This window comes from Microbacterium sp. NPDC089188 (genome assembly GCF_040685155.1).
Lineage (GTDB): Bacteria > Actinomycetota > Actinomycetes > Actinomycetales > Microbacteriaceae > Microbacterium > Microbacterium galbum.
The window spans coordinates 601309-620308 of record NZ_JBFBHH010000001.1 but is presented as its reverse complement, the minus strand read 5'-3'; the positions used below and the strand labels follow the sequence as shown (position 1 = coordinate 620308).

The 19000-nt window shown below is 71.2% G+C and carries 19 protein-coding genes; 7 read left to right on the top strand and 12 right to left on the bottom strand.

Going from position 1 to position 19000, the window contains the following annotated elements:
• Window positions 1–33 precede the first annotated feature (33 nt).
• The 3 genes from AB0N80_RS02825 to AB0N80_RS02815 form a co-directional block, all read right to left on the bottom strand.
• A complete protein-coding gene (locus tag AB0N80_RS02825; protein ID WP_315994018.1) occupies window positions 34–1203 on the bottom strand; it encodes an ROK family transcriptional regulator in 1170 nt (389 codons plus the stop codon).
• A gap of 173 nt (window positions 1204–1376) precedes the next feature.
• Entirely contained in the window at window positions 1377–2384 is a 1008-nt protein-coding gene (locus tag AB0N80_RS02820) for a glycerate kinase (protein ID WP_363577431.1), read from the bottom strand.
• A gap of 9 nt (window positions 2385–2393) precedes the next feature.
• Window positions 2394–2774, bottom strand: coding sequence for a hypothetical protein (locus AB0N80_RS02815; RefSeq protein WP_315994020.1), 381 nt, complete (start codon window positions 2772–2774; stop codon window positions 2394–2396).
• Window positions 2775–3031: 257 nt separating this feature from the next.
• Here AB0N80_RS02815 and purL point away from each other — a divergent pair, with 257 nt between their 5' ends.
• From purL to AB0N80_RS02800, 3 genes are all read left to right on the top strand, one after another.
• Window positions 3032–5371, top strand: a complete 2340-nt coding sequence (gene purL / locus AB0N80_RS02810) for a phosphoribosylformylglycinamidine synthase subunit PurL (RefSeq protein ID WP_363577429.1) — start codon at window positions 3032–3034, stop codon at window positions 5369–5371.
• 97 nt (window positions 5372–5468) lie between these two features.
• Window positions 5469–5603 carry a hypothetical protein gene (locus AB0N80_RS02805; RefSeq protein WP_315994022.1) on the top strand — a complete coding sequence of 45 codons (135 nt, stop codon included), beginning with the start codon at window positions 5469–5471 and terminating at the stop codon, window positions 5601–5603.
• A 19-nt stretch (window positions 5604–5622) separates the two neighbouring features.
• A complete protein-coding gene (locus AB0N80_RS02800) occupies window positions 5623–6063 on the top strand; it encodes a hypothetical protein (RefSeq protein ID WP_363577427.1) in 441 nt (146 codons plus the stop codon).
• A 6-nt stretch (window positions 6064–6069) separates the two neighbouring features.
• On the opposite strand, the gene AB0N80_RS02795 is transcribed toward AB0N80_RS02800, so the two are convergent.
• Both AB0N80_RS02795 and AB0N80_RS02790 read right to left on the bottom strand, forming a co-directional pair.
• Complete coding sequence (locus AB0N80_RS02795; protein ID WP_315994024.1) at window positions 6070–6765, bottom strand: TrkA family potassium uptake protein; 696 nt, start codon at window positions 6763–6765, stop codon at window positions 6070–6072.
• Window positions 6758–8128 carry a potassium transporter TrkG gene (locus tag AB0N80_RS02790; protein WP_363388151.1) on the bottom strand — a complete coding sequence of 457 codons (1371 nt, stop codon included), beginning with the start codon at window positions 8126–8128 and terminating at the stop codon, window positions 6758–6760. The genes AB0N80_RS02795 and AB0N80_RS02790 overlap by 8 nt, the downstream gene beginning before the upstream one ends.
• A 91-nt stretch (window positions 8129–8219) precedes the next feature.
• Here AB0N80_RS02790 and AB0N80_RS02785 point away from each other — a divergent pair, with 91 nt between their 5' ends.
• Both AB0N80_RS02785 and AB0N80_RS02780 read left to right on the top strand, forming a co-directional pair.
• The gene (locus AB0N80_RS02785; protein ID WP_363577425.1) at window positions 8220–9209 is read left to right on the top strand and encodes a hypothetical protein; all 990 of its coding nucleotides are present in this window, start codon (window positions 8220–8222) and stop codon (window positions 9207–9209) included.
• A gap of 25 nt (window positions 9210–9234) precedes the next feature.
• A complete protein-coding gene (locus AB0N80_RS02780; RefSeq protein WP_363388156.1) occupies window positions 9235–9975 on the top strand; it encodes a hypothetical protein in 741 nt (246 codons plus the stop codon).
• A 62-nt stretch (window positions 9976–10037) separates the two neighbouring features.
• On the opposite strand, the gene AB0N80_RS02775 is transcribed toward AB0N80_RS02780, so the two are convergent.
• Window positions 10038–10298 carry a DUF3253 domain-containing protein gene (locus AB0N80_RS02775; protein ID WP_363577423.1) on the bottom strand — a complete coding sequence of 87 codons (261 nt, stop codon included), beginning with the start codon at window positions 10296–10298 and terminating at the stop codon, window positions 10038–10040.
• Window positions 10299–10345: 47 nt separating this feature from the next.
• Between AB0N80_RS02775 and AB0N80_RS02770 the strand changes: the two genes are divergently transcribed.
• A complete protein-coding gene (locus AB0N80_RS02770; protein ID WP_363577421.1) occupies window positions 10346–11077 on the top strand; it encodes a DUF2071 domain-containing protein in 732 nt (243 codons plus the stop codon).
• 72 nt (window positions 11078–11149) lie between these two features.
• On the opposite strand, the gene AB0N80_RS02765 is transcribed toward AB0N80_RS02770, so the two are convergent.
• The 4 genes from AB0N80_RS02765 to AB0N80_RS02750 all read right to left on the bottom strand — a co-directional run bounded on the left by AB0N80_RS02765 (window position 11150) and on the right by AB0N80_RS02750 (window position 15201).
• A complete protein-coding gene (locus tag AB0N80_RS02765) occupies window positions 11150–12052 on the bottom strand; it encodes a glycine betaine ABC transporter substrate-binding protein (RefSeq protein ID WP_363577419.1) in 903 nt (300 codons plus the stop codon).
• A 125-nt stretch (window positions 12053–12177) separates the two neighbouring features.
• Window positions 12178–13179, bottom strand: a complete 1002-nt coding sequence (locus AB0N80_RS02760; RefSeq protein WP_363577417.1) for a proline/glycine betaine ABC transporter permease — start codon at window positions 13177–13179, stop codon at window positions 12178–12180.
• Complete coding sequence (locus AB0N80_RS02755) at window positions 13179–14513, bottom strand: glycine betaine/L-proline ABC transporter ATP-binding protein (RefSeq protein ID WP_315994032.1); 1335 nt, start codon at window positions 14511–14513, stop codon at window positions 13179–13181. The genes AB0N80_RS02760 and AB0N80_RS02755 overlap by 1 nt, the downstream gene beginning before the upstream one ends.
• A 382-nt stretch (window positions 14514–14895) precedes the next feature.
• On the bottom strand, window positions 14896–15201 hold the full coding sequence (locus tag AB0N80_RS02750) for a chorismate mutase (RefSeq protein ID WP_315994033.1): 306 nt from the start codon (window positions 15199–15201) through the stop codon (window positions 14896–14898).
• An 80-nt stretch (window positions 15202–15281) separates the two neighbouring features.
• Here AB0N80_RS02750 and AB0N80_RS02745 point away from each other — a divergent pair, with 80 nt between their 5' ends.
• Window positions 15282–16406 (top strand): AI-2E family transporter, encoded by a 1125-nt coding sequence (locus AB0N80_RS02745; RefSeq protein ID WP_315994034.1) that lies wholly within the window; start codon window positions 15282–15284, stop codon window positions 16404–16406.
• Between the two features lie 66 nt (window positions 16407–16472).
• Here AB0N80_RS02745 and AB0N80_RS02740 read toward each other — a convergent pair whose 3' ends face one another.
• Both AB0N80_RS02740 and AB0N80_RS02735 read right to left on the bottom strand, forming a co-directional pair.
• Window positions 16473–17672 (bottom strand): beta-propeller fold lactonase family protein, encoded by a 1200-nt coding sequence (locus tag AB0N80_RS02740; RefSeq protein WP_363577415.1) that lies wholly within the window; start codon window positions 17670–17672, stop codon window positions 16473–16475.
• Entirely contained in the window at window positions 17672–18958 is a 1287-nt protein-coding gene (locus AB0N80_RS02735; RefSeq protein ID WP_363388169.1) for an adenylosuccinate synthase, read from the bottom strand. Before AB0N80_RS02735 ends, AB0N80_RS02740 begins: the two co-directional genes overlap by 1 nt.
• Between the last annotated feature and the right edge of the window lie 42 nt (window positions 18959–19000).

Here is a 19000-nt window from a genome sequence, read left to right as displayed (position 1 = left end):
GAGGTCCCCGCGTCGGGGGCGGTGTGCGCCGGGTCAGACCGAGAGCAGCTCGCGGATCGCCGTCGCGGCGGCGCCGCGGGCGTACAGACCGAAGGCGAAAGGCGGTCGGTCGATGCGGACGCTCGTGCGCGGAACCTGCTCCAGGTGCGCGCTGAGGCCGTCGTCGAACGCGGCGGGGTCCAGGTCGAGCATGTCGAGGCCCTCGCCCATGAGCGAGATCAGCTCCGGGTCGAGGAGGTTCACCGTCTCGGCCACCGCCGCCCCCAGGGCGTAGGCCGCCGACGCGAACGCCGCGCGCTCGCGCCCGTCGGCGGCGCGCGCACGCTCGAGGGCGACGGCATAGTCGCCGGGCGCCACGCCGGCGTTCGCTTCGATGGCCGGCATGCTCACGAAGCTGTGCACGCAGTCGGGGTGCCCGTTCGTGCACGGACGCCCCGTCCGGGCGATCCGGGTGTGACCCACCCGGCCGCTGCGCCCGTGAGACCCCTGCACCAACTCGTCGTCGATCACGACGCCGCACCCGATGCCGGCGCCGACCCCGTAGACGACGACGGAGCGGTGGTCGACGCCGCTGCCGAACCAGTGGTGAGCGGCTGTCAACGCGTGCACGTCGTTCGCGATGGTGACGGGCATCCCGACCCGCTCGGCCAGCAGCCGCGCCAGCGGCACCGGGGCGCTCCACCCGAGCAGGGGCGAGCTCGCCACGAGGGGCTCCCCCTCCCGTCGCAGGACGTCGGCCGCGAGCCCGACGCCGAGCGCCGACATCGTCCCGTGCCGGGCTCCCAGCGCCCGGGTCGCGTCGACGATCGCGTCGACGACCTCACCCTCGGCCGGCGAGACGAGGGCGATCTCGAGTTCGTCGACGACGGTCGCAGCGAGGTCGGTGACCACCGCGTACACCCGCTCCGCGGTCACCTTCACCCCGACGAAGTGCGCCGCCTGCGGCCGCAGGTGCAGCTCTTCGGCGGGACGCCCGCGCGAGGCGCTGGCCAGCATGTCGCCCGGCAGGATCAGACCCGCATCGACCAACTCGCGCGCCACTCGCGTGAGGCTCGCACGCGAGAGCCCCAGGCGCTCCGCGATGCGGATGCGAGAGCGCGGCCCGTGCACCAGCAGGTCCAGCAGCACCCGCCGACCCGTCGCGCTCAGCGCCGACCACCGCAGGGGCGGGCCCGAGGCGATCTCGGCGGGGTGCGACGTCACGAGATGAGGCTACGCCCCACCGGCACTCGCAGACCCTCCTCCCGCCGTGCCGGCGGCGCGGCAACCGGCGAACGAGACCGTGGATGCCATCGCCCCGGCGCTCGCGCGGGCGCAGCCCCCACCGCACGGCGCCGTCGAGGTCGAGGCACAGGCACACAGCCTCCCGCCCCTGATCAGGAGGGGATGACGGCGCTCCACCGCTCCAGCGCCGTCGCGGTCGCGATCCGGACGGCGGTGGCGGGTTCCTGACGGGCCCGCTGCTCGCCCACGGTCTCGACGAGCGAGATCGCGTGCAGGTCCGCCGCCCCCGCGTCGACGACCCCCGCGACCACGAGGGCGCGCACCCCGTACGCCGCGGCGAGCGCGAGCACGTGCCCGGGGCCTTTCCCGGCCAGGGAGGTCTCATCGAAGGCCCCCTCGCCGGTGAGCACGAGGTCGGCGCCCGCGATCAGCGTGTCCAGCCCCAGCGCGTCGGAGACGTAGGCGGCCCCGTCGACCAGCTCCGCACCCGCCGCCGACAGCGCGCCCGAGAGCCCACCCGCGGCGCCCGTGCGGGGAACGCGACGCACGTCGCATCCGAAGCGAAGCGCCCACTCCGCGGCATCCGTCTCGAGCCGCTGCGTGAGGCGCCGCACCATGGCGGCATCCGCCCCCTTCTGCGGCGCGAAGACCCGCGCAGCGTCGTCGAACGCGACGGTCGTGTCGGTCAGCACGACGACCCGCCCGGAAGCGAAGGGGACGCGATCACCGAGAGCCTCGAGCGCTCCGCGTCCGCCGTCGGTCATCGCCGAGCCGCCCATGCCGACGACGATGCGCGACGCGCCGCCGTCGAGTGCGAGGGCGACGAGCTCGCCCACGCCCCGGCTCGTGGCGGCCCAGGGATCGTTGCCGCTCGCTCCCCCGGCGAGCACGAGCCCGGATGCCACGGCCGACTCGATGACGGCCCGATCGCCGTCGAGGCGCCACGGCGCACGCACCGGCGCTCCCCGGGGTCCGGTCACCACGTCCTCGCGGTTCGCGCCGCCGAGAGCGTCGAGCGTGCCGTCACCGCCGTCGGCGATGGGCACGCCCACCACCTCCGCGCTGCGTCGCCACGCGTGCACGGCCTCGGCCATGGCATCCGCCGCCGCCCGGGCACTCAGGGTGCCCTTGAACTTGTCGGGGGCGACGATCACGCGCATGCGGCCGCGTCAGACGTCGGCGCTGACGAGCACGCCCTGCCGCTGCAGGTCGGCTTGCACGCGGGAGACGACGTCCTGATACGCCGTGTGCAGCTTCCGCTGCTCCAGACCGTCGTCGCTGCCGCCGGCCGGCTGGAAGATCGGGCGGTGCAGGTCGACGCGGACGGTGCCGTCCAGGTCGGTGAAGCGCACGTCGAGCACCTCGCGCACGTCGGCGTCGTTCGCGCGCAGACCGAGGAACATGGTCGTGGCGACGCTGCCGTGGGTCGCCTTCCAGTGGTCGCGCCCCTCGGTCACGGTGAAGCCGGCCGCCTCGAGCGCGGTCCGCGTGGCCTGTTGGGCGGCGGCGAGGTCGCCCGAGACGACGAGGTGGAAGTTCAGGATGGCCATGGGCGTGCGCCTTTCGCTCGGGTGCGGCCCAGCCTGTCGGTTCCGCCCTCCTCTGCACAACCTCGCTTCGCGCCGCTCGGTGCGGACCGGGGGTGTGCGAATCGTCGCGCGGCGAGGGCGGCGGAACGGATGCCGTCCTCGACCCCTCCTCCCCACAGCCTCCCCACCCGGGGAGGGGAGATGACCGCCCGGGCATGTCGGCCCGCCCAACTAGACTGGCTCCCGTCCGGCCCCTGCGATTCTTGGAGCTCAGCCGCGTGACCACCCCGAACCCCGCCGCCCGTACCGCCCTCGCCGATACGGTCGAGAACGCGATCGCCACGCCCGAGAAGGACCAGCCCTACGGCGCTCTGGGCCTGAAGAGCGATGAGTACGCGAAGATCCGCGAAATCCTGGGCCGCCGCCCCACCAGCGGCGAGCTGGCGATGTACTCGGTCATGTGGAGCGAGCACTGCTCCTACAAGTCGAGCAAGATCTACCTCCGTCAGTTCGGCCAGAAGGTCAGCGACGAGATGAAGACCCGCCTCATGGTGGGCATGGGCCAGAACGCCGGCGTCGTCGATGTCGGCGAAGGCTGGGCGGTGACCTTCAAGGTCGAGTCGCACAACCACCCGAGCTACATCGAGCCCTTCCAGGGCGCCGCGACCGGCGTCGGCGGCATCGTCCGCGACATCATCTCGATGGGCGCCCGTCCCGTCGCGGTCATGGACCAGCTGCGCTTCGGCGCGATCGACCACCCCGACACCCCCCGCGTCATGCACGGCGTCACCAGCGGCATCTCGTTCTACGGCAACTGCCTGGGCCTGCCCAACATCGGCGGCGAGACGGTGTTCGACGCCGTCTACCAGGGCAACCCGCTCGTCAACGCCCTCGCGGTCGGCGTCATGCGCCACGAAGACATCAAGCTCGCCAACGCCACGGGCGTGGGCAACAAGGTCGTGCTGTTCGGCGCGCGCACGGGCGGCGACGGCATCGGCGGCGCGAGCATCCTGGCATCCGACACCTTCGCCGACGGCGGACCCACGAAGCGCCCCGCGGTCCAGGTCGGCGACCCGTTCGCCGAGAAGGTGCTCATCGAGTGCTGCCTCGAGCTCTACAAGGACGATCTGGTCGAGGCCATTCAGGACCTCGGGGCCGCGGGCATCTCGTGCGCCACGAGCGAGCTGGCCGCCAACGGCGACAGCGGTATGAAGGTCGAGCTGTCGAAGGTGCTGCTGCGCGACCCGTCGCTCACGCCCGAAGAGATCCTCATGTCGGAGTCGCAGGAGCGCATGATGGCGATCGTCGCGCCCGAGAAGCTCGACGCGTTCCTCGCCGTCGTCGGCAAGTGGGACGTCGAGACGAGCGTGCTCGGCGAGGTCACCGGCGACGGCCGCCTCGTCATCGACTGGTACGGCGAGCGCATCGTCGACGTCGACCCCTCGACCGTCGCGGTCGACGGCCCCGTCTACGAGCGTCCCGTCGCCTACCCGACGTGGATCGACGCGCTGCAGGCCGACTCCGCCGCATCCCTCCCCCGGGCGACGGATGCCGACGCCCTCCGCGAGCAGTTCACCACGCTGGTGGCGAGCCCCAACCTCGCCGACACCTCGTGGATCACGAACCAGTACGACTACTACGTGCTGGGCAACACCGCGCTGAGCTTCCCCGACGACGCCGGCATGATCCGCGTCGACGAGGAGACCGGCCTCGGCTTCGCCATCGCGACCGACTGCAACGGCCGCTACAACCAGCTCGACCCCTACAACGGCGCGAAGCTCGCCCTCGCCGAGGCGTACCGCAACGTCGCCGTCACCGGTGCCGTGCCCACCGCGGTCACCGACTGCCTCAACTTCGGCAGCCCCGAGAACCCCGAGGTCATGTGGCAGTTCAGCCAGGCCGTCGAGGGTCTGAGCGACGGCTGCCTCGAGCTCGGCATCCCGGTCACGGGCGGCAACGTATCGTTCTACAACCAGACCGGCGACCAGCCGATCCACCCGACCCCGGTGGTCGGCGTGCTCGGCATCATCGACGACGTCGCAGCCCGCATCCCGAGCGGATGGCAGGATGCCGGCGAGAACCTCTACCTGCTCGGTGTCACCGCCGACGAGCTCGACGGTTCGCAGTGGGCCGGCACCATCCACGACCACCTCGGCGGTCGCCCGCCGAAGGTCGACCTCGCGCAGGAGCGCAAGCTCGCCGAACTGCTGCAGGCCGCGGGTTCGCAGTCGCTCGTCTCGAGCGCTCACGACCTGTCGTCGGGCGGCCTCGCACAGGCCCTCGCCGAGGGCGTCATGCGCTTCGGCGTCGGCGCGCGCGTCTGGCTCACCGAGCTCATGGAGCGCGACGGACTGGATGCCACCGCCGCCCTGTTCAGCGAGTCGACCGGTCGCGTGCTGGTGAGCGTGCCGCGCGAGGAGGACGTGAAGTTCCGTGGGCTGTGCGACGGTCGCGGCTATCCGGTGCTGCGCATCGGCGTCACCGACATCGAGCCGGGCACCGAGGCATCCCTCGAGATCCAGGACGTGTTCACCGTCCCCCTCGCGGAACTGCGTCGCCTGTCGACCGAGACCCTTCCCGCGGTCTTCGGACCCACCGTCGCGGAGCCGGTGGCGTGAGCCGATCGCCGCGCGGGATTCGCACCCGCGCGGCATCGGCCGCCCCGCTCGACGCCGCCGACACACGGAACGGACCCCAGCCGAGAGGAGATGCGCGATGACCGACGACGACGACATGACCGTCTTCAGTGACAAGCGTCAGAAGCGCGTGAAGATCACCGCCTGGATCGTGATCGGTGCGCTCATCCTCACCGGCGGGGGCGCGACGGTGATCTCGCTCATTCTGGGCTGACGACGCGAGGCCGTTCCGCATGTCCCTGATCGACCCGACTCCTGAGACCGTCGCCACGCTCGACGCCCTCTCCGATGCGGCGCGTGCCCAGCCCACCAGCTTCGCAGCGATGGATGCCCTCTGGCGCGCCGTCTACGCGCTGCCGCACTGGTCGTTCATCGCGCGCGGACCCGACGACGCCCCGTCGCCGTTCATCGGTCAGCTCGCGAACGGGCCGATGGTCTTCGCCTTCACCACGCGACAGCGCGCGCACGACGGAGCCCTCGCGAACGGACTCGACGAAGAGGCCGCCTCACGCGTGCTGAGCGTTCCGCTCCCCGGGGCGGTCGAGTGGCTCGCCGGGTTCGCGCAGCAGGGCGTCGTAGGCGTCGTGTTCGACATGCCCGCGCAGGGCTACACGGCCCCGCTGCAGAACCTCCTGCCGATGCAGGCGCACATCGCGAGCGCTCCTCCGGCCTGACGCGGGTCACGCCAGGGAGGCGAATCGCTCCGTCTTGTCTACCGGACCGATCACGATCAGCAGATCGCCCTCTCCGACGATGGATGCCGCGCCCGCAGCGTGCCACTGCCCGTCGGCCTGCCGGATCTTGACGATCGTCACACCGTGGCGCCGGCGCACGGCCGCCTGCTCGAGGGTCTGACCGACGAGCTCGCGCGGGGCCACGGTCTTCGCGACGACGAGGTCGCGGTCGAATTCGACGTAATCGAGCATCGACCCCCGCACGAGGTGCGCGACGCGGCGGCCCATGTCGGCCTCGGGGTAGACGACGTGCTCGATTCCGAGCTGCTCGAGGATGAGCCCGTGCTGCTCGTTGATCGCCTTCGCCCAGATCGAGCGGGTGCCCATGCGCTTCAACAGCGACGTCGTCAGGATGCTCGCTTGGATGTCCGATCCGATCCCGACGACGACGCGGTCGAACTCGGCGATCCCGAGCTGCTCCAGGGCCGCCTGCTTCGTCGAGTCGGCCCGCACGACGTGCGTGAGCACGCCGTTGAGCGACTGGACGATGTCTTCGTCGGTGTCGACGCCGAGCACCTCGCTGCCGCTGCGCGCGAGTTCGGTGGCGAGCGCCCCGCCGAAGCGCCCGAGACCGATCACCGCGATCGACGTCGCCGCGTTCCCGCGCATCCGGCGCCGGCTGAAGAACGTGTTGCTATCCAATGATCGGACGCTCCTTCGGGAGTTCGTACATGCGCTTCTCCCGCGTCAGCGCCAGGGCGGCGCCGAGCAGGACGGGACCGAGTCGCCCGATGAACATCAGCACGATGAGGATCAGCTGGGCCAGCGTCGGCAGATCCGCCGTGATGCCGGTCGAGAGGCCGACGGTGGCGAACGCCGAGATGACCTCGAAGAAGACCCGGTCGAAGCCGAACGGGCTCAGCACCATGATCGCCAGGGTCGATCCGACCACGAGAGCGACCGAGAGCAGTGCGACCGTGAGCGCCTCGCGGTGAGTCGATCGGGGAAGACGTTTGCCGAACATGTTGACCGCGGTGTCGCCACGCAGTTCAGCCAGCACGATGAACAGCAGCACCGCGAATGTCGTGATCTTCACGCCTCCGGCCGTACCGGCGGGGCCGCCGCCGATGAACATGAGGATGTCGGTGACGAACCAGCTCTCGGGGAACATCTGCGACACGTCGATCGAGTTGAAGCCGGCGGTGCGCGGCATCACCGACATCGTGAACCCGGCGAGCAGACGGCCGGCAGGATCCATCGCCCCCAGGGTCGCCGGATTCGACCATTCCAACGCCGTGAGGACGACCGTCCCCGCGACCAGCAGCACGGCGCTTCCGACGAGCACGGTGACGGTGTTGAGCGTCCATCGCCGGGGGAAGCGGTACTGACGCCAGAGCTCCATGATGACCGGGAAACCAAGGCCGCCGAGGATGATGGCCGCGCAGATCGGCAGGCAGATCAACGGGTCGGTCGCGAACGACATGAGACTGTCGCTGAAGAGCGCGAAGCCCGCGTTGTTGAACGACGACACCGCGTGGAACACGCCCAGCCAGAGGGAGTGCCCGAAGGACTCGCCGTAGCCGAGCCAGAAGCGTCCGGTGAGTACCAGCGCCACCACGGCCTCGGTGATCAGGGCGATCAGGGCCACCCCGAGGAGCACGCGGCGCACATCGCCGACCGCGACGGTGTGCGTCTCGCTCACGGCCGTGAGGCGGGTGCGCAGCCCGAGTCGTCGCGCGACGAGCAGACCGAGCAGCGTCGCGAGCGACATGACGCCGAATCCGCCGATCTGGATGAGCACCATGATCACGACCTGGCCGAACGGCGACCAGAAGGTCGGGGTGTCGACGATGATGTGCCCCGTCACGCACACGGCACTCGTCGCGGTGAAGAGTGCCTCCATGAAGGTGGCCGGCCGCCCCTGAGTCGCGATGGGCAGCGAGAGCAGCGCCGTGCCGATGGCGAGGACTCCCCCGAACGCGAGGGCGATGGCCCGGCCGGGTGTGAGGGAGACGCGCCTCCGGGCTGACCCTGCGAAGAGGGCCGCGCGCGTTCGCCGAGTCACCGGCCTACGATCTCACATCCCGCGGCTCACCCCGTGCGCATTCCGGCCCACCGCCCAGCCCGCTGTCGGGAGCCCGGCATAGCATGGGCGTGTGGAACCGCTGTTGGTCTTTCTGGCCGAGTGGTGGTGGATCGGCCCCGCGGCGGCCGGTGCGGGCACCGTCGGCTGGATCGGCGTGCGTCGATCCCGACACCGCGCGCTGCCGGCCGGAGCGACGACCACCGGCGATCGCGCCGCTCGCGCGTGGGCGTCACGCCCCCTGGGCAAGGCGGCGGCGCGGCGCCTCGAACTCGACGCGGCTCTGCTCGATCTGCAGACCGCGCGGCACGCCGTCACCCGCGGACGCGCCGACGTCAAGGTCGCCGACGCCGAGGTGGTGCGCGCTCAGGCCGAGCGGGCGGCATCCCGTGTCTCGTCCGACGTCGTCTCCGCCGCACGCGGACGCCTCACCGACGCGCAACGCGACCTGCGCGCCGCGCTGGCCGAGGTGCGCGCCCGCCGCGCCGGGGTGAGGGCCGCGAAAGCGATGCTCCCCGCGATCCGCGCGGGCAGCGCCCCTCTGCCGGTGGCGCGCCTGCTCTCGGAGCACGACGCGATCCTGGCGCGCTGGATGGCCTACGAGACGGACCCCGGTCTCGCGATTGACTACCCGCAGATGAGCGACTCGCGCTCCCCGCTCCTCGCGGACTTCCTGCGCGCGCACGAGAGGGCGCAGTGGCTGCGGCCCGCCTCGGTGCAGACGCGCCTGGAGCCCGCCGACTACCTCGCCTACCGCGATGCCGTGCGCCGCACCGCGCACGCGTTCGACCGCGCCGAGCGCGCAGCCCGCCAGGGTGCGGACCAGCACGGCGTCGAGGGCCCCGAGGCGTGGAGCCGCGTGGCATCCGATCTGGCCGAGACCGCCCAGCGCGCCCTCGCCCGGTCCATGGAGTCGATGGGCCGCGCCGCCGCCCGCAGCTGGGAGGAGCGCGGCGCCCGACGCGCTCAGAAGCGGACCCCGGATGCCGCGGGCCCCCGGCCGCAGAACGGTCCGGTCTGGCCGCCTCCCGCACGCGATCGGCCGCGACCTCCGGCATCCTGATGACGGCGAAGCCGGGCGGCGTAGCATGGCGCAGGTGCAGGACTTCTGGAACTTCGCCGGCCACTACTGGTGGCTCGTCTTCCCCCTCTTCGGAATGACGATGGGGGCGGTCAACGCGAGGGTGAAGCACCGCGAGGTCACCGCCCGCCGCCGCCACAAAGAGCAGCTGGAGCTGCTGCGGGCGAAGGGTCTGGCCGCGGGGGGCGAGCCTCCTGCCGCGCTCGCCCCGGCGACCGACGACGCCCGCGCCCGTCTCACGTCCGCGCACGACGCGGTCACCCATCGCTGGCTCGAATACGAGCTCGATGCCACCAAACTCATCTCCTACCCCGCGATGAGCGATGGCCGACAGCCGCTGACGGCGGCGTTCCTGCGCGCGAAGAAGGTCGCCGACAATCTGCGACCGGCCGCCGACGAGACGCTCTCGCCCGAGCGCCTGCGCGAATACCGCGAGGCCGTCACCGACTACGAGGTCGCGTTCGACGTCGCCGAGCGCGAGGCGCGCCGCGTCAAGGATGCGGCATTCACCGCCGACGAACGCAAGCGCCTCGACACGGCCAAGCAGCTGCTCACCGTCGCGACCGATCAGGCGGCGACGTCGAACGAGCGTCAGCTCGCGTACAAGCGCGTGCGCGAGGAGCTCGACGGCCTCATCTGGCTGAGCGACGAGGCGGTCGACGAGCTCGAGAAGAAGGTCGCGCTCGAGCTCCCCCGCGGCTCCACGCAGCCGCGTCCCTCGACGACCCCTCCCGAGCCCGCGGTCTGAGGCGCGCTCCGCCGCATCGCGCGGCCCGCGCCGAACCCCGCGGATTCCGCGGCGCCTTCTCGTCAGTCTGTGCGACGAATGCGCACGGGACCCCGCGCGGTGGTCACATCGACGACCTCGCCCTTCTGCGTGACCTCGACCTCGCCCAGGTCGACCAACTCTCGCGCGGCGTCGCGCGCCGGCTGCATGAGGTCGCGCCACTTCTCGCCGCCGACCGCGCGGGCGGCCTCAGACGGACAGATCGTCTTGCCGGCATCCCTCGCCGCGAGGAGTTCGCGAATGGATGCCACGAGCCGAGGATCCGCACCAGACGACGGGGTCATCTGTCCAGTCTCCCTCCGCTGCGGGGAGTCGGGGCCAGAATGACCCGGTGATCACCGAGCGCCACGCCCCCGACCTCCCCGGTCGCGCCGTCATCGCCCAGCGGTGGAACCGCGCGGTCTTCGTGCACTGGCGGATCGACCCGGGGGAGGTCGCGCCGCTCCTGCCGCCCGGAACCCGTCCCGACATGCACGACGGGTCGGCCTGGGTGGGGCTCGTGCCGTTCGTGCTGAGCGAGTTCCGCTTCCTGCCCCTGCCCCCGGTGCCCTTCGTGGGCACCTTCACCGAGATCAACGTCCGCACCTACGCCGTCGACGACGCCGGGCGTCGCGGCGTGGTCTTCCGCACGCTCGAGGCGGAGCATCTCGCGCCGGTCCTCGCGGCTCGGGCCCTCTTCGGCCTGCCCTACCGCTGGGCGCGCGCCGGCGTGCGCACCGAGGGCGAGCGCATCGAGTACCGCTCGCGACGCCACGGGGGCCGGCAGCCGGGCACGCGGATCCGGGCCCGGCTGGGCACGGAGACGGTCGACGACGACCTCTCGCGCTTCCTGACCGCGCGCTGGGGCTTCCACGAGCGCCACCTGGGCCGCACGATCTGGGCCGCGAACAGCCACGAGCCGTGGCCCCTCGTCACCGCCGAGCTCGAGGCGGTCGACGACGAGCTCGTGGCGGATGCCGGTTTCCCGCAGCTGGCGGGACGCGCCCCCGACTCGGTGCTCGCGATGCCCGCCGGCCACCCCGGCTTCATCACGCGCTTCACCGCGGCCCGCGCCATCGCCTGACGGCGCCACGGCCCGGAACGCCGGACGGCCCCCTTCACCCGAGAGCGAAGGGGGCCGTCACTGCGCGCGGGGTCAGTCGCGCTGCGTCGAGAACGCGTCGGGGTTCTGCTCGAGCCACGCGTCGATCGCGTCGGCTTCCTTGCCCTCGCCGTACTCGTTGACGACGAGGTCTTCCAGCGAGCCGTACTGCGCGTCGTCGAGCTGGATGCCGGCGATGAGCTCAGCGGCATCCGGGTAGGTCGAGGCGAAGCCGCTGGTGCCGAGGAAGTGCAGCGCCTCGGGGTCGCCCATCAGGCCCTGGGGGTCTTCGAGGTCCTTCACGTCGTAGGCGTCGTTCGCCCAGAAGGGGCGCCACAGCGTGACGGCGATGTCCTTCTGCGCGGCGATGGCGTTGTCGAGCTCGGTGAGCATCGCCGCGGTCGACGAGGTCACGAGCTCGAGGCCGTCGAGGCCGTACCCGGGCATGGCGACTTCCTGCGTCTGCTTGGTCAGACCCGCGCCGGGCTCGATGCCGTAGATCTTGCCGTCGAAACGCGCGGCGTTCGCCTGGAGCTGGTCGATCGAGTCGATGTCGACGTAGCTCGGCACCGCGATCGTGAGCTTGGCGTCGTCGTAGTAGGCGCCCAGGTCTTCGATCGAGTCGCCGTACGTCTTCATGTAGTCGGCGTGCGTGAGCTCGGGCCAGGCCGAGGGGTAGATGTCGACGTCGCCCTGGGCGAGGCCGGCGTAGAGCGGTCCCGCCTCGGTGAGCGTCTGCATCTCGACGGTGTAGCCGAGCTTGCCGAGCTGGTCCTCGAGCAGGTACGCCGTGCTCAGGCCGTCGGTCCACGAGGGGAGGAAGCCGAGCGTGATGGTGCCCTTGTCGCCACCGTCGCCCGACCCGCCTTCGGCCTGGTTGCCGCTCGCGCAGCCGGCGAGCGCGAGCGCCGCCACGCTGCTGAGGGCGAGGGTTGCGGTGAGGTGTCGTGTCTTCATTGCTGTGTTCTCTTCCTTTTCGTATGTGATTTCCGTGGGCCCCCCCGCGCGAGTTGCCAGGATTCGCAGCTTCAGCGCGTGCCGAGGCGACAGATGTTGGCGACTCACGCGAAGGGGAGGGAGGGTCAGCGGCCCGTCGAGATCGGCGCGCGGCGCGGAGACGCTTCCGCGCGCTCGGCCTCGCGTGCGGCTTCCGCCGAGGTGTCGACGGGCCCGGCCGCGGGGGCGCCGGCCGTGGCCGCCGCCGTGGAGCGGGCGGCACGACGACGCGCGAGCACTCCGAGCAGCGAGCCGGTGTTGTCGGCGCGATTGCCGAGAGCCGCGGTGAGGCGGTCGAGGTAGACCGCGAGGATGACGACGCTGAGGCCCGCCTCGACACCCTTGGGCAGATTGACGGTCGAGATCGACTGCACGACCTCCTTGCCGAGGCCGTCGGCGCCGACGATGCCGGCCACCACCGCCATCGACAGCGCGAGCATGATGACCTGGTTGACGCCGGCCATGATCGTGGGCGTCGCCAACGGCAGCTGGATGCCGCGCAGGATCTGCCACGGGGTGGCACCGAACGCCTGACCCGCCTCAACCGTCTCCGAGTCCACCCCGCGGATGCCGAGCTCGGTCAGTCGCACGCCCGGGGGCAGCGCGAAGATGACGGTCGAGACGACACCGGGCACGACGCCGATGCTGAAGAACGTGATCGCGGGGATGAGGTAGACGAAGGCGGGCATCGTCTGCATGAAGTCGAGGATCGGCTTCAGCACGGCACGCACGGTGCTGTTGCGCGCCGACCAGATGCCGAGCGGCACCGAGATCGCGACGGCGACGATCGTCGCGATGAGCACGAGCGCGAGGGTCTGCATCGCGGTGACCCACTGCCCCATCGCGAGGATGAGGGCGAAGCCCACCACGGTGCCGAGCGCGAGCTTCCACGAGCGCAGCAGCCAGGCCAGGAGCGCAGCGACCACGATGACGACCACGATGGGCGCCGACAGCAGCACGTCGCTGAGCCCGCCGACGAGGAATCGCACCGTCACGGCGATGACGTCGAACAGGCCCGAGAGGTTGTCGCGCAGCCAGTCCACGGCGGAGTCGACCCACGAGCCGACGGGGATGCGGAACCCGTCCATCAGCGCACCCCCTCGGTCTCGGAGGCGACGACCGGCGCGTCGAGCACCGCGTCGATCTCAGCGGAGGGCAGGGGCTGGGGCAGCACGGTGATCTCCTCGGTGGAGCTGGGCCCGGGTCCGAGCGCGGCCAGCAGGGTCACGCGCGGGATGACACCGGTCAGGCGACCGTCGGCATCGAGCACGGCGAGCGGCAGGGGCGACTCGACCGACGGCACGAAGAGGTTCATGAGCACGTCATCCTCGCGCACCGCCTGGGGCAGGGGCTTGAGCCGGCTGAGCAGGGAATTCTCCCCGGCCCGCACGAGCTTCATGGCATCCCGATCGGTGATGATGCCGAGCGGCTTGCGGTCGCGGTCGGTGACGTAGACGGCCGACATGTAGGCGTCGCGCATCTGGCGCAGGGCCGTCCGGGGACCGGCCGAGGCGTCGACGCGCGGACGCGGACGTTCCATCACGTTGCCGGCGGTGAGCACGCGAGCGCGGTCGACATCCTGCACGAACTGCTCGACGTAGTCGTTCGCCGGGTCGGTGAGGATGTCCTCCGGGGTGCCGATCTGCACGATGCGCCCGTCGCGCATCACGGCGATGCGGTCGCCCAGGAACATCGCCTCGTTGAGGTCGTGGGTGATGAAGACGATGGTCTTCTTCAGCGTCCGCTGCAACTCGATGAGCTGCTCCTGCATCTCGCGGCGGATGAGCGGGTCGAGCGCGCTGAACGCCTCGTCCATCAGCAGGATGTCGGTGTCGGCGGCGAGCGCCCGGGCGATGCCGACGCGCTGCTGCATCCCGCCCGACAGCGCCGAGGGGAGCTTCTCGCCCCAGCCCTCGAGGCCGACGAGGCCGAGGATCTCGTTCGCCTTCGCGAGGCGCTCGGCCTTGCCGACGCCGCGGAGTTCCAGGGGGTAGGCGACGTTGGCCGCGACCGTGCGGTGCGGAAGGAGCGCGAAGTGCTGGAAGACCATCGCGAGGCGATCGCGCCGCAGAGAGCGCAAGCGGGCGGGACCGACACCGGTGAGGGCGTCGCCCTTCACCTCGACGGTGCCGGCGGTCGCCTCGTGCAGGCCGTTCAGCATGCGGATGATCGTCGACTTGCCCGAGCCCGAGAGGCCCATGATGACGAAGATCTCGCCGGGGCGGACGTCGAAGCTCGCGTCGATGACGGCGGCCGTTCCGTGGTCGGCGATCTCGTCGCGCGTCGAACCCGCGCGGAGTTTGTCGACGGCGGCCTGCGGGGCACGGCCGAAGACCTTGAAGAGATTCTTGGCGGCGAGGGCGGGTGTCTCGCTCGCGGGTGCGGACGGAGCGGGCTCCGTCGAAGCAGGCGGATGTGTCACTGGTGCACCTCAGCGGCCTTCGGGTGGCCGCATAGGTCACGCCCGGGTGGCAGCCGTCGGCGCTCTCCGGGGGTGGAGCACGTCGACACCGGACATCGGGTCCGGAGTCCTGGCCGCCGACCGTACGCTCGCGGCATCCCCTCCCCCGAGAAGACACCGACGACCGCGGACTGGTCGGGTGAACGGCCCCTCAAGGGCCTCACCCAACGTTTCACGGTGATGGATCGGCTGGCAAATCGCCCCGCGCCTTGCGGAACCGGGTTCCGTGTGGCACGCGCGCGCGCCTGACCCGACCTCCCGCACGGGGGAGGGATCCATGCACGCGCATGTCACCCCGGGCGTGTCGCAGCGCCCTTGCACCAGGGGGCGGGATGTGCCGAGGTCAGTCGTCCTGCGGCTCGGCCGCGGCCGTGCGGTGGTGGCGGATGACCTCCGCCACGACGAAGTTGAACCACTTCTCCGCGAAGGCCGGATCGAGGTCGGCGTCCTCGGCCAGACGCATCAGCCGCGCGATCTGCTGCTCCTCGCGGGTGGGATCGGATGCCGGCATCCCGTGCTTCGCCTTGAGCACCCCGACCTGCTTGGTGCAGCGGAAGCGCTCGGCCAGCAGGAAGATCAGCGCGGCGTCGATGTTGTCGATGCTGCCGCGCAGCCCTTGAAGGATCGTCGAGGGATCGGCGTCGGTCATGAGTCCTCCCACATCGCTCCGACCCTACCGCGCCGAGCCGTGGGCCGCCGTCGGCGGGAGCCGAGTCCTACAGTGTGACCATGAGCCGATCGACGCGCCCCGACCCGACCGCCGTAGGCGCCGACGCCGGGGCCGCCACGTCGCGCGACAAGCCCGTGTGGTCGGCGATCTCCCGCCCCTACGCGGCGGGCTTCTTCCTCACCCTCGGCGGGCTCACCGCCTTCCTGCTGGCGCTCGCGCTCGGCAAGCTCTCGACGGTGCTCATCTACATCGCGATCGCGCTCTTCGTCGCCCTCGCCCTCGACCCCCTCGTGCGCATGCTCGTGCGCCGCGGACTGTCGCGGGCCTGGGGCATCGTGATCGTCTTCGGCGGCCTCGCCCTCGTGCTCGCCGGGGCGTTATGGCTGCTCATCCCGCCGGTCGTGCGTCAGGTCGAGCAATTCGTCGGGGACATCCCCTCGTTCGTCAACGACGTCATCGACAGCGACGCGGTGCGGTGGGTGGAGCAGAACTTCGGCGACAGCCTCGGCGACGTGCTGAAAGAGGTGCAGGGCTTCGTCACCAACCCCGCCAACATCGCCGCCATCGGCGGGGGGCTGCTGCAGGTGGGCATCAGCATCGGCGAGTTCATCTCGGGCGCGATCATCGTGCTCGTGCTGAGCCTGTATTTCCTGGCATCCCTGCCGAAGATGAAGAACAGCCTCGTGCGCCTCACCCCCGCGCGCAGCCGCGAGACGGTCTCCGACATGACCGGCCAGATCACCGACTCCGTCGGCGGCTACCTCGCCGGCATGGTCGTGCTCGCGCTGTGCAACGCGGTGTTCGCGTTCATCGTGCTGACGATCCTGCAGCAGCCGTTCGCCGCACTGCTCGCGGCCCTCGCATTCGGCATCACGCTGATCCCCCTCGTCGGGTCGGTGCTGTTCTGGGCCACCGCGACGCTGTTCACGTTGATCGTCAGCCCGACCGCGGGACTCATCTTCGCCATCGTGTACCTCGTCTACATGCAGATCGAGGCATACATCCTCACGCCGCGCGTCATGAACCGCACGATCTCGGTCCCCGGCGCGCTGGTGGTCATCGGCGCGCTCGTCGGCGGCACGCTCCTCGGTCTGCTCGGGGCGCTGGTGGCGATCCCCGTCACGGCGTCGGTGCTGCTGATCATCAAGCAGATCGTCATCCCGCGACAGGATGCCAAGAAGTAGCGTCGGCTGCTTCGCCGCGGCGTGCGGACGGCTCGTCGTCGCCGCGGGCCGACGTGCCCGTGCCGCTCAGCGCATCGCGAGTAGACGCGTCGGGGACGCCGACATGGTGCGATGCCGCACCCGGCCGGGCACGCCCGTGCGCGCGTCGAGCGGGAGCGACACGATCTCGTCGGCGAGCTGACCGGCGACGAGCAGCGTGTCGTCGACCACGAGATGGTGCCGCGGCCAGTGCGTGCCCGTCTCGGCGAGCGCGGTGAGCTGCAGGGCCTCCCCCGCGCCGCGGACCGCGAGGACGCCGACCGTGTCGCTTCCGCGAACGCCGGCGTAGAGCGTCGCCCCGTCGCGACTCATACTCAGCTCCGCAGCAGTGTCGGTGTCGAGGGTGCCGAGCAGCGGTTCGCCGGAGCGTACGTGCCAGCGGCCCTCGCGGTCGGCGGCGAGCGCGAACACCTCCCGGCTGAGCTCGGTGACGACGTAGAGGTGCCCCGACGGATGCCACACGCCGTGCCTCGGCCCGCTGCCCTTCGGCAGGAGGACCTCCTGCACGAGACGGAGTCCGGAGGGCGCGTTGCGCCACAGGCGCACGAGGTCGAGTCCCATGTCGGTCGTCGCGACCAGGCCGCCGGGGAGGAACGTGGCCTGGTGGGCGCGCGAGACGCGCGCGCCCGCCGCCGCCTCCTCCGACTCGGCGTCGGTCTCGGGAACGTCGTCGTACGCGGGCACGAGGTGCGCGTACTCGTCGCCGGCGGCATCTCGCAGAGCGCGGGCCGCGGCGGCGAGGTCGGGGACGACGGCGCCCGACACCCGCGCGCCGGTGGACACCGTGCCCTCCTCCGGTGACGAGCCGTACGGGTCGGCCGCCTCCGCGGCGATCACCGGCCGGGAGGGGCGGCCGGCGGCATCCAGGTCCATGCGCACCACGCGTCCGTCGCCCCAGCAGCTCGCGACGAGGGACGTCGCGTCGGGCGCCACGGCCACGTGACACACGGCCTCACCCGCCTCGATCGGCACGCCGATGGGGGCCAGCCGCGTGTCGGACACGCGGCGGTAGGCCTGCACGACGCCGTCGGACTCCAGGGCGGCGTACAGCAGGTCGCCCGAGGGGTGCGGCGCGATCCACGAGGGCGATCCCGGCGCGGCGACGGCCGTGCCGACCATGCCGAGAGGACCACTCGCCCCGGGAGCATCGGACTCTCCGGCCTGCAGGATGCCGATCCCCTCGGCTGAGCCGGCATCCGCGGCGTAGGCACCGACCCAGAGGCGCATCAGTCGATGAGGTCGTGGCGCACGATCACCTGGTCGCGGGCGGGACCCACGCCGATGACCGAGATGCGGGTGCCGCTCATCTTCTCGAGGGCGAGCACGTAGTCCTGGGCGGTCTGCGGCAGGTCGTCGAACGTGCGCGCCGACGAGATGTCCTCGCTCCAGCCGGGGTAGTACTCGAGGATCGGCTTCGCGTGGTGGAAGTCGGTCTGGTTGACCGGAAGGTCGTCGAACCGCTCTCCGTCGACGTCGTACGCGACGCACACGGGGATCTGGTCGAGCCCCCCGAGGATGTCGAGCTTGGTCAGCACGAGGTCGGTGATGCCGTTGATGCGCGTGGCGTAGCGCGTGATGGGCGCGTCGTACCAGCCCACGCGGCGCGGGCGGCCGGTCGTCGTGCCGAACTCGAAGCCGCGCGAGCGCAGCCAGTCACCGCTCTCGTCGAACAGCTCGGTCGGGAACGGACCCGACCCGACGCGCGTCGTGTACGCCTTCACGATGCCGACGATGCGGTCGAGGCGGTTCGGACCGACCCCCGAGCCGGTCGCGGCGCCGCCGGCGGTCGCCGACGACGAGGTCACGAACGGGTAGGTGCCGTGGTCGACGTCGAGCATGGTGGCCTGGCCGCCCTCGAAGACGACGACGTCGCCGGCCTCGAGCGCGTCGTTGAGCAGCAGCGAGGTGTCGGCGACCATGGGACGCACGCGGTCGGCGTAGGCCAGCAGGTCGTCGACGATCTCGTCGGCCGTGATCGACCGGCGGTTGAAGATCTTCACCAGCAGGTGGTTCTTCTGATCGAGCGCGCCCTCGACCTTCTGGCGCAGGATGTTCTCGTCGAAGAGGTCTTGCACGCGGATGCCGACGCGGTTGATCTTGTCGGCGTAAGCCGGGCCGATCCCGCGCCCGGTGGTGCCGATCATGCGCTTGCCGAGGAAGCGCTCGGTGACCTTGTCGAGCGTGCGGTGGTACTGCGTGATGATGTGCGCGTTGGCGCTGATCTTGAGCCGGCTGGTGTCGAGACCGCGCGCGTTGAGCGCCTCGAGTTCGTTGAAGAGCACCTCGAGGTCGACCACGACGCCGTTGCCGATCACCGGGGTCACCCCGGGAGACAGGATGCCGCTGGGCAGGAGGTGCAGCGCGTACTTCTCGTCGCCGATGACGACGGTGTGGCCGGCGTTGTTGCCGCCGTTGAACTTCACCACCCAGTCGGTGCGCTCACCGAGCAGATCGGTGGCCTTGCCCTTGCCCTCGTCGCCCCACTGGACGCCGACGATCACGATTCCGGGCATGAGTGCTCCTCGCATGTTGTCCGGCGGTACACCCCATCCTAC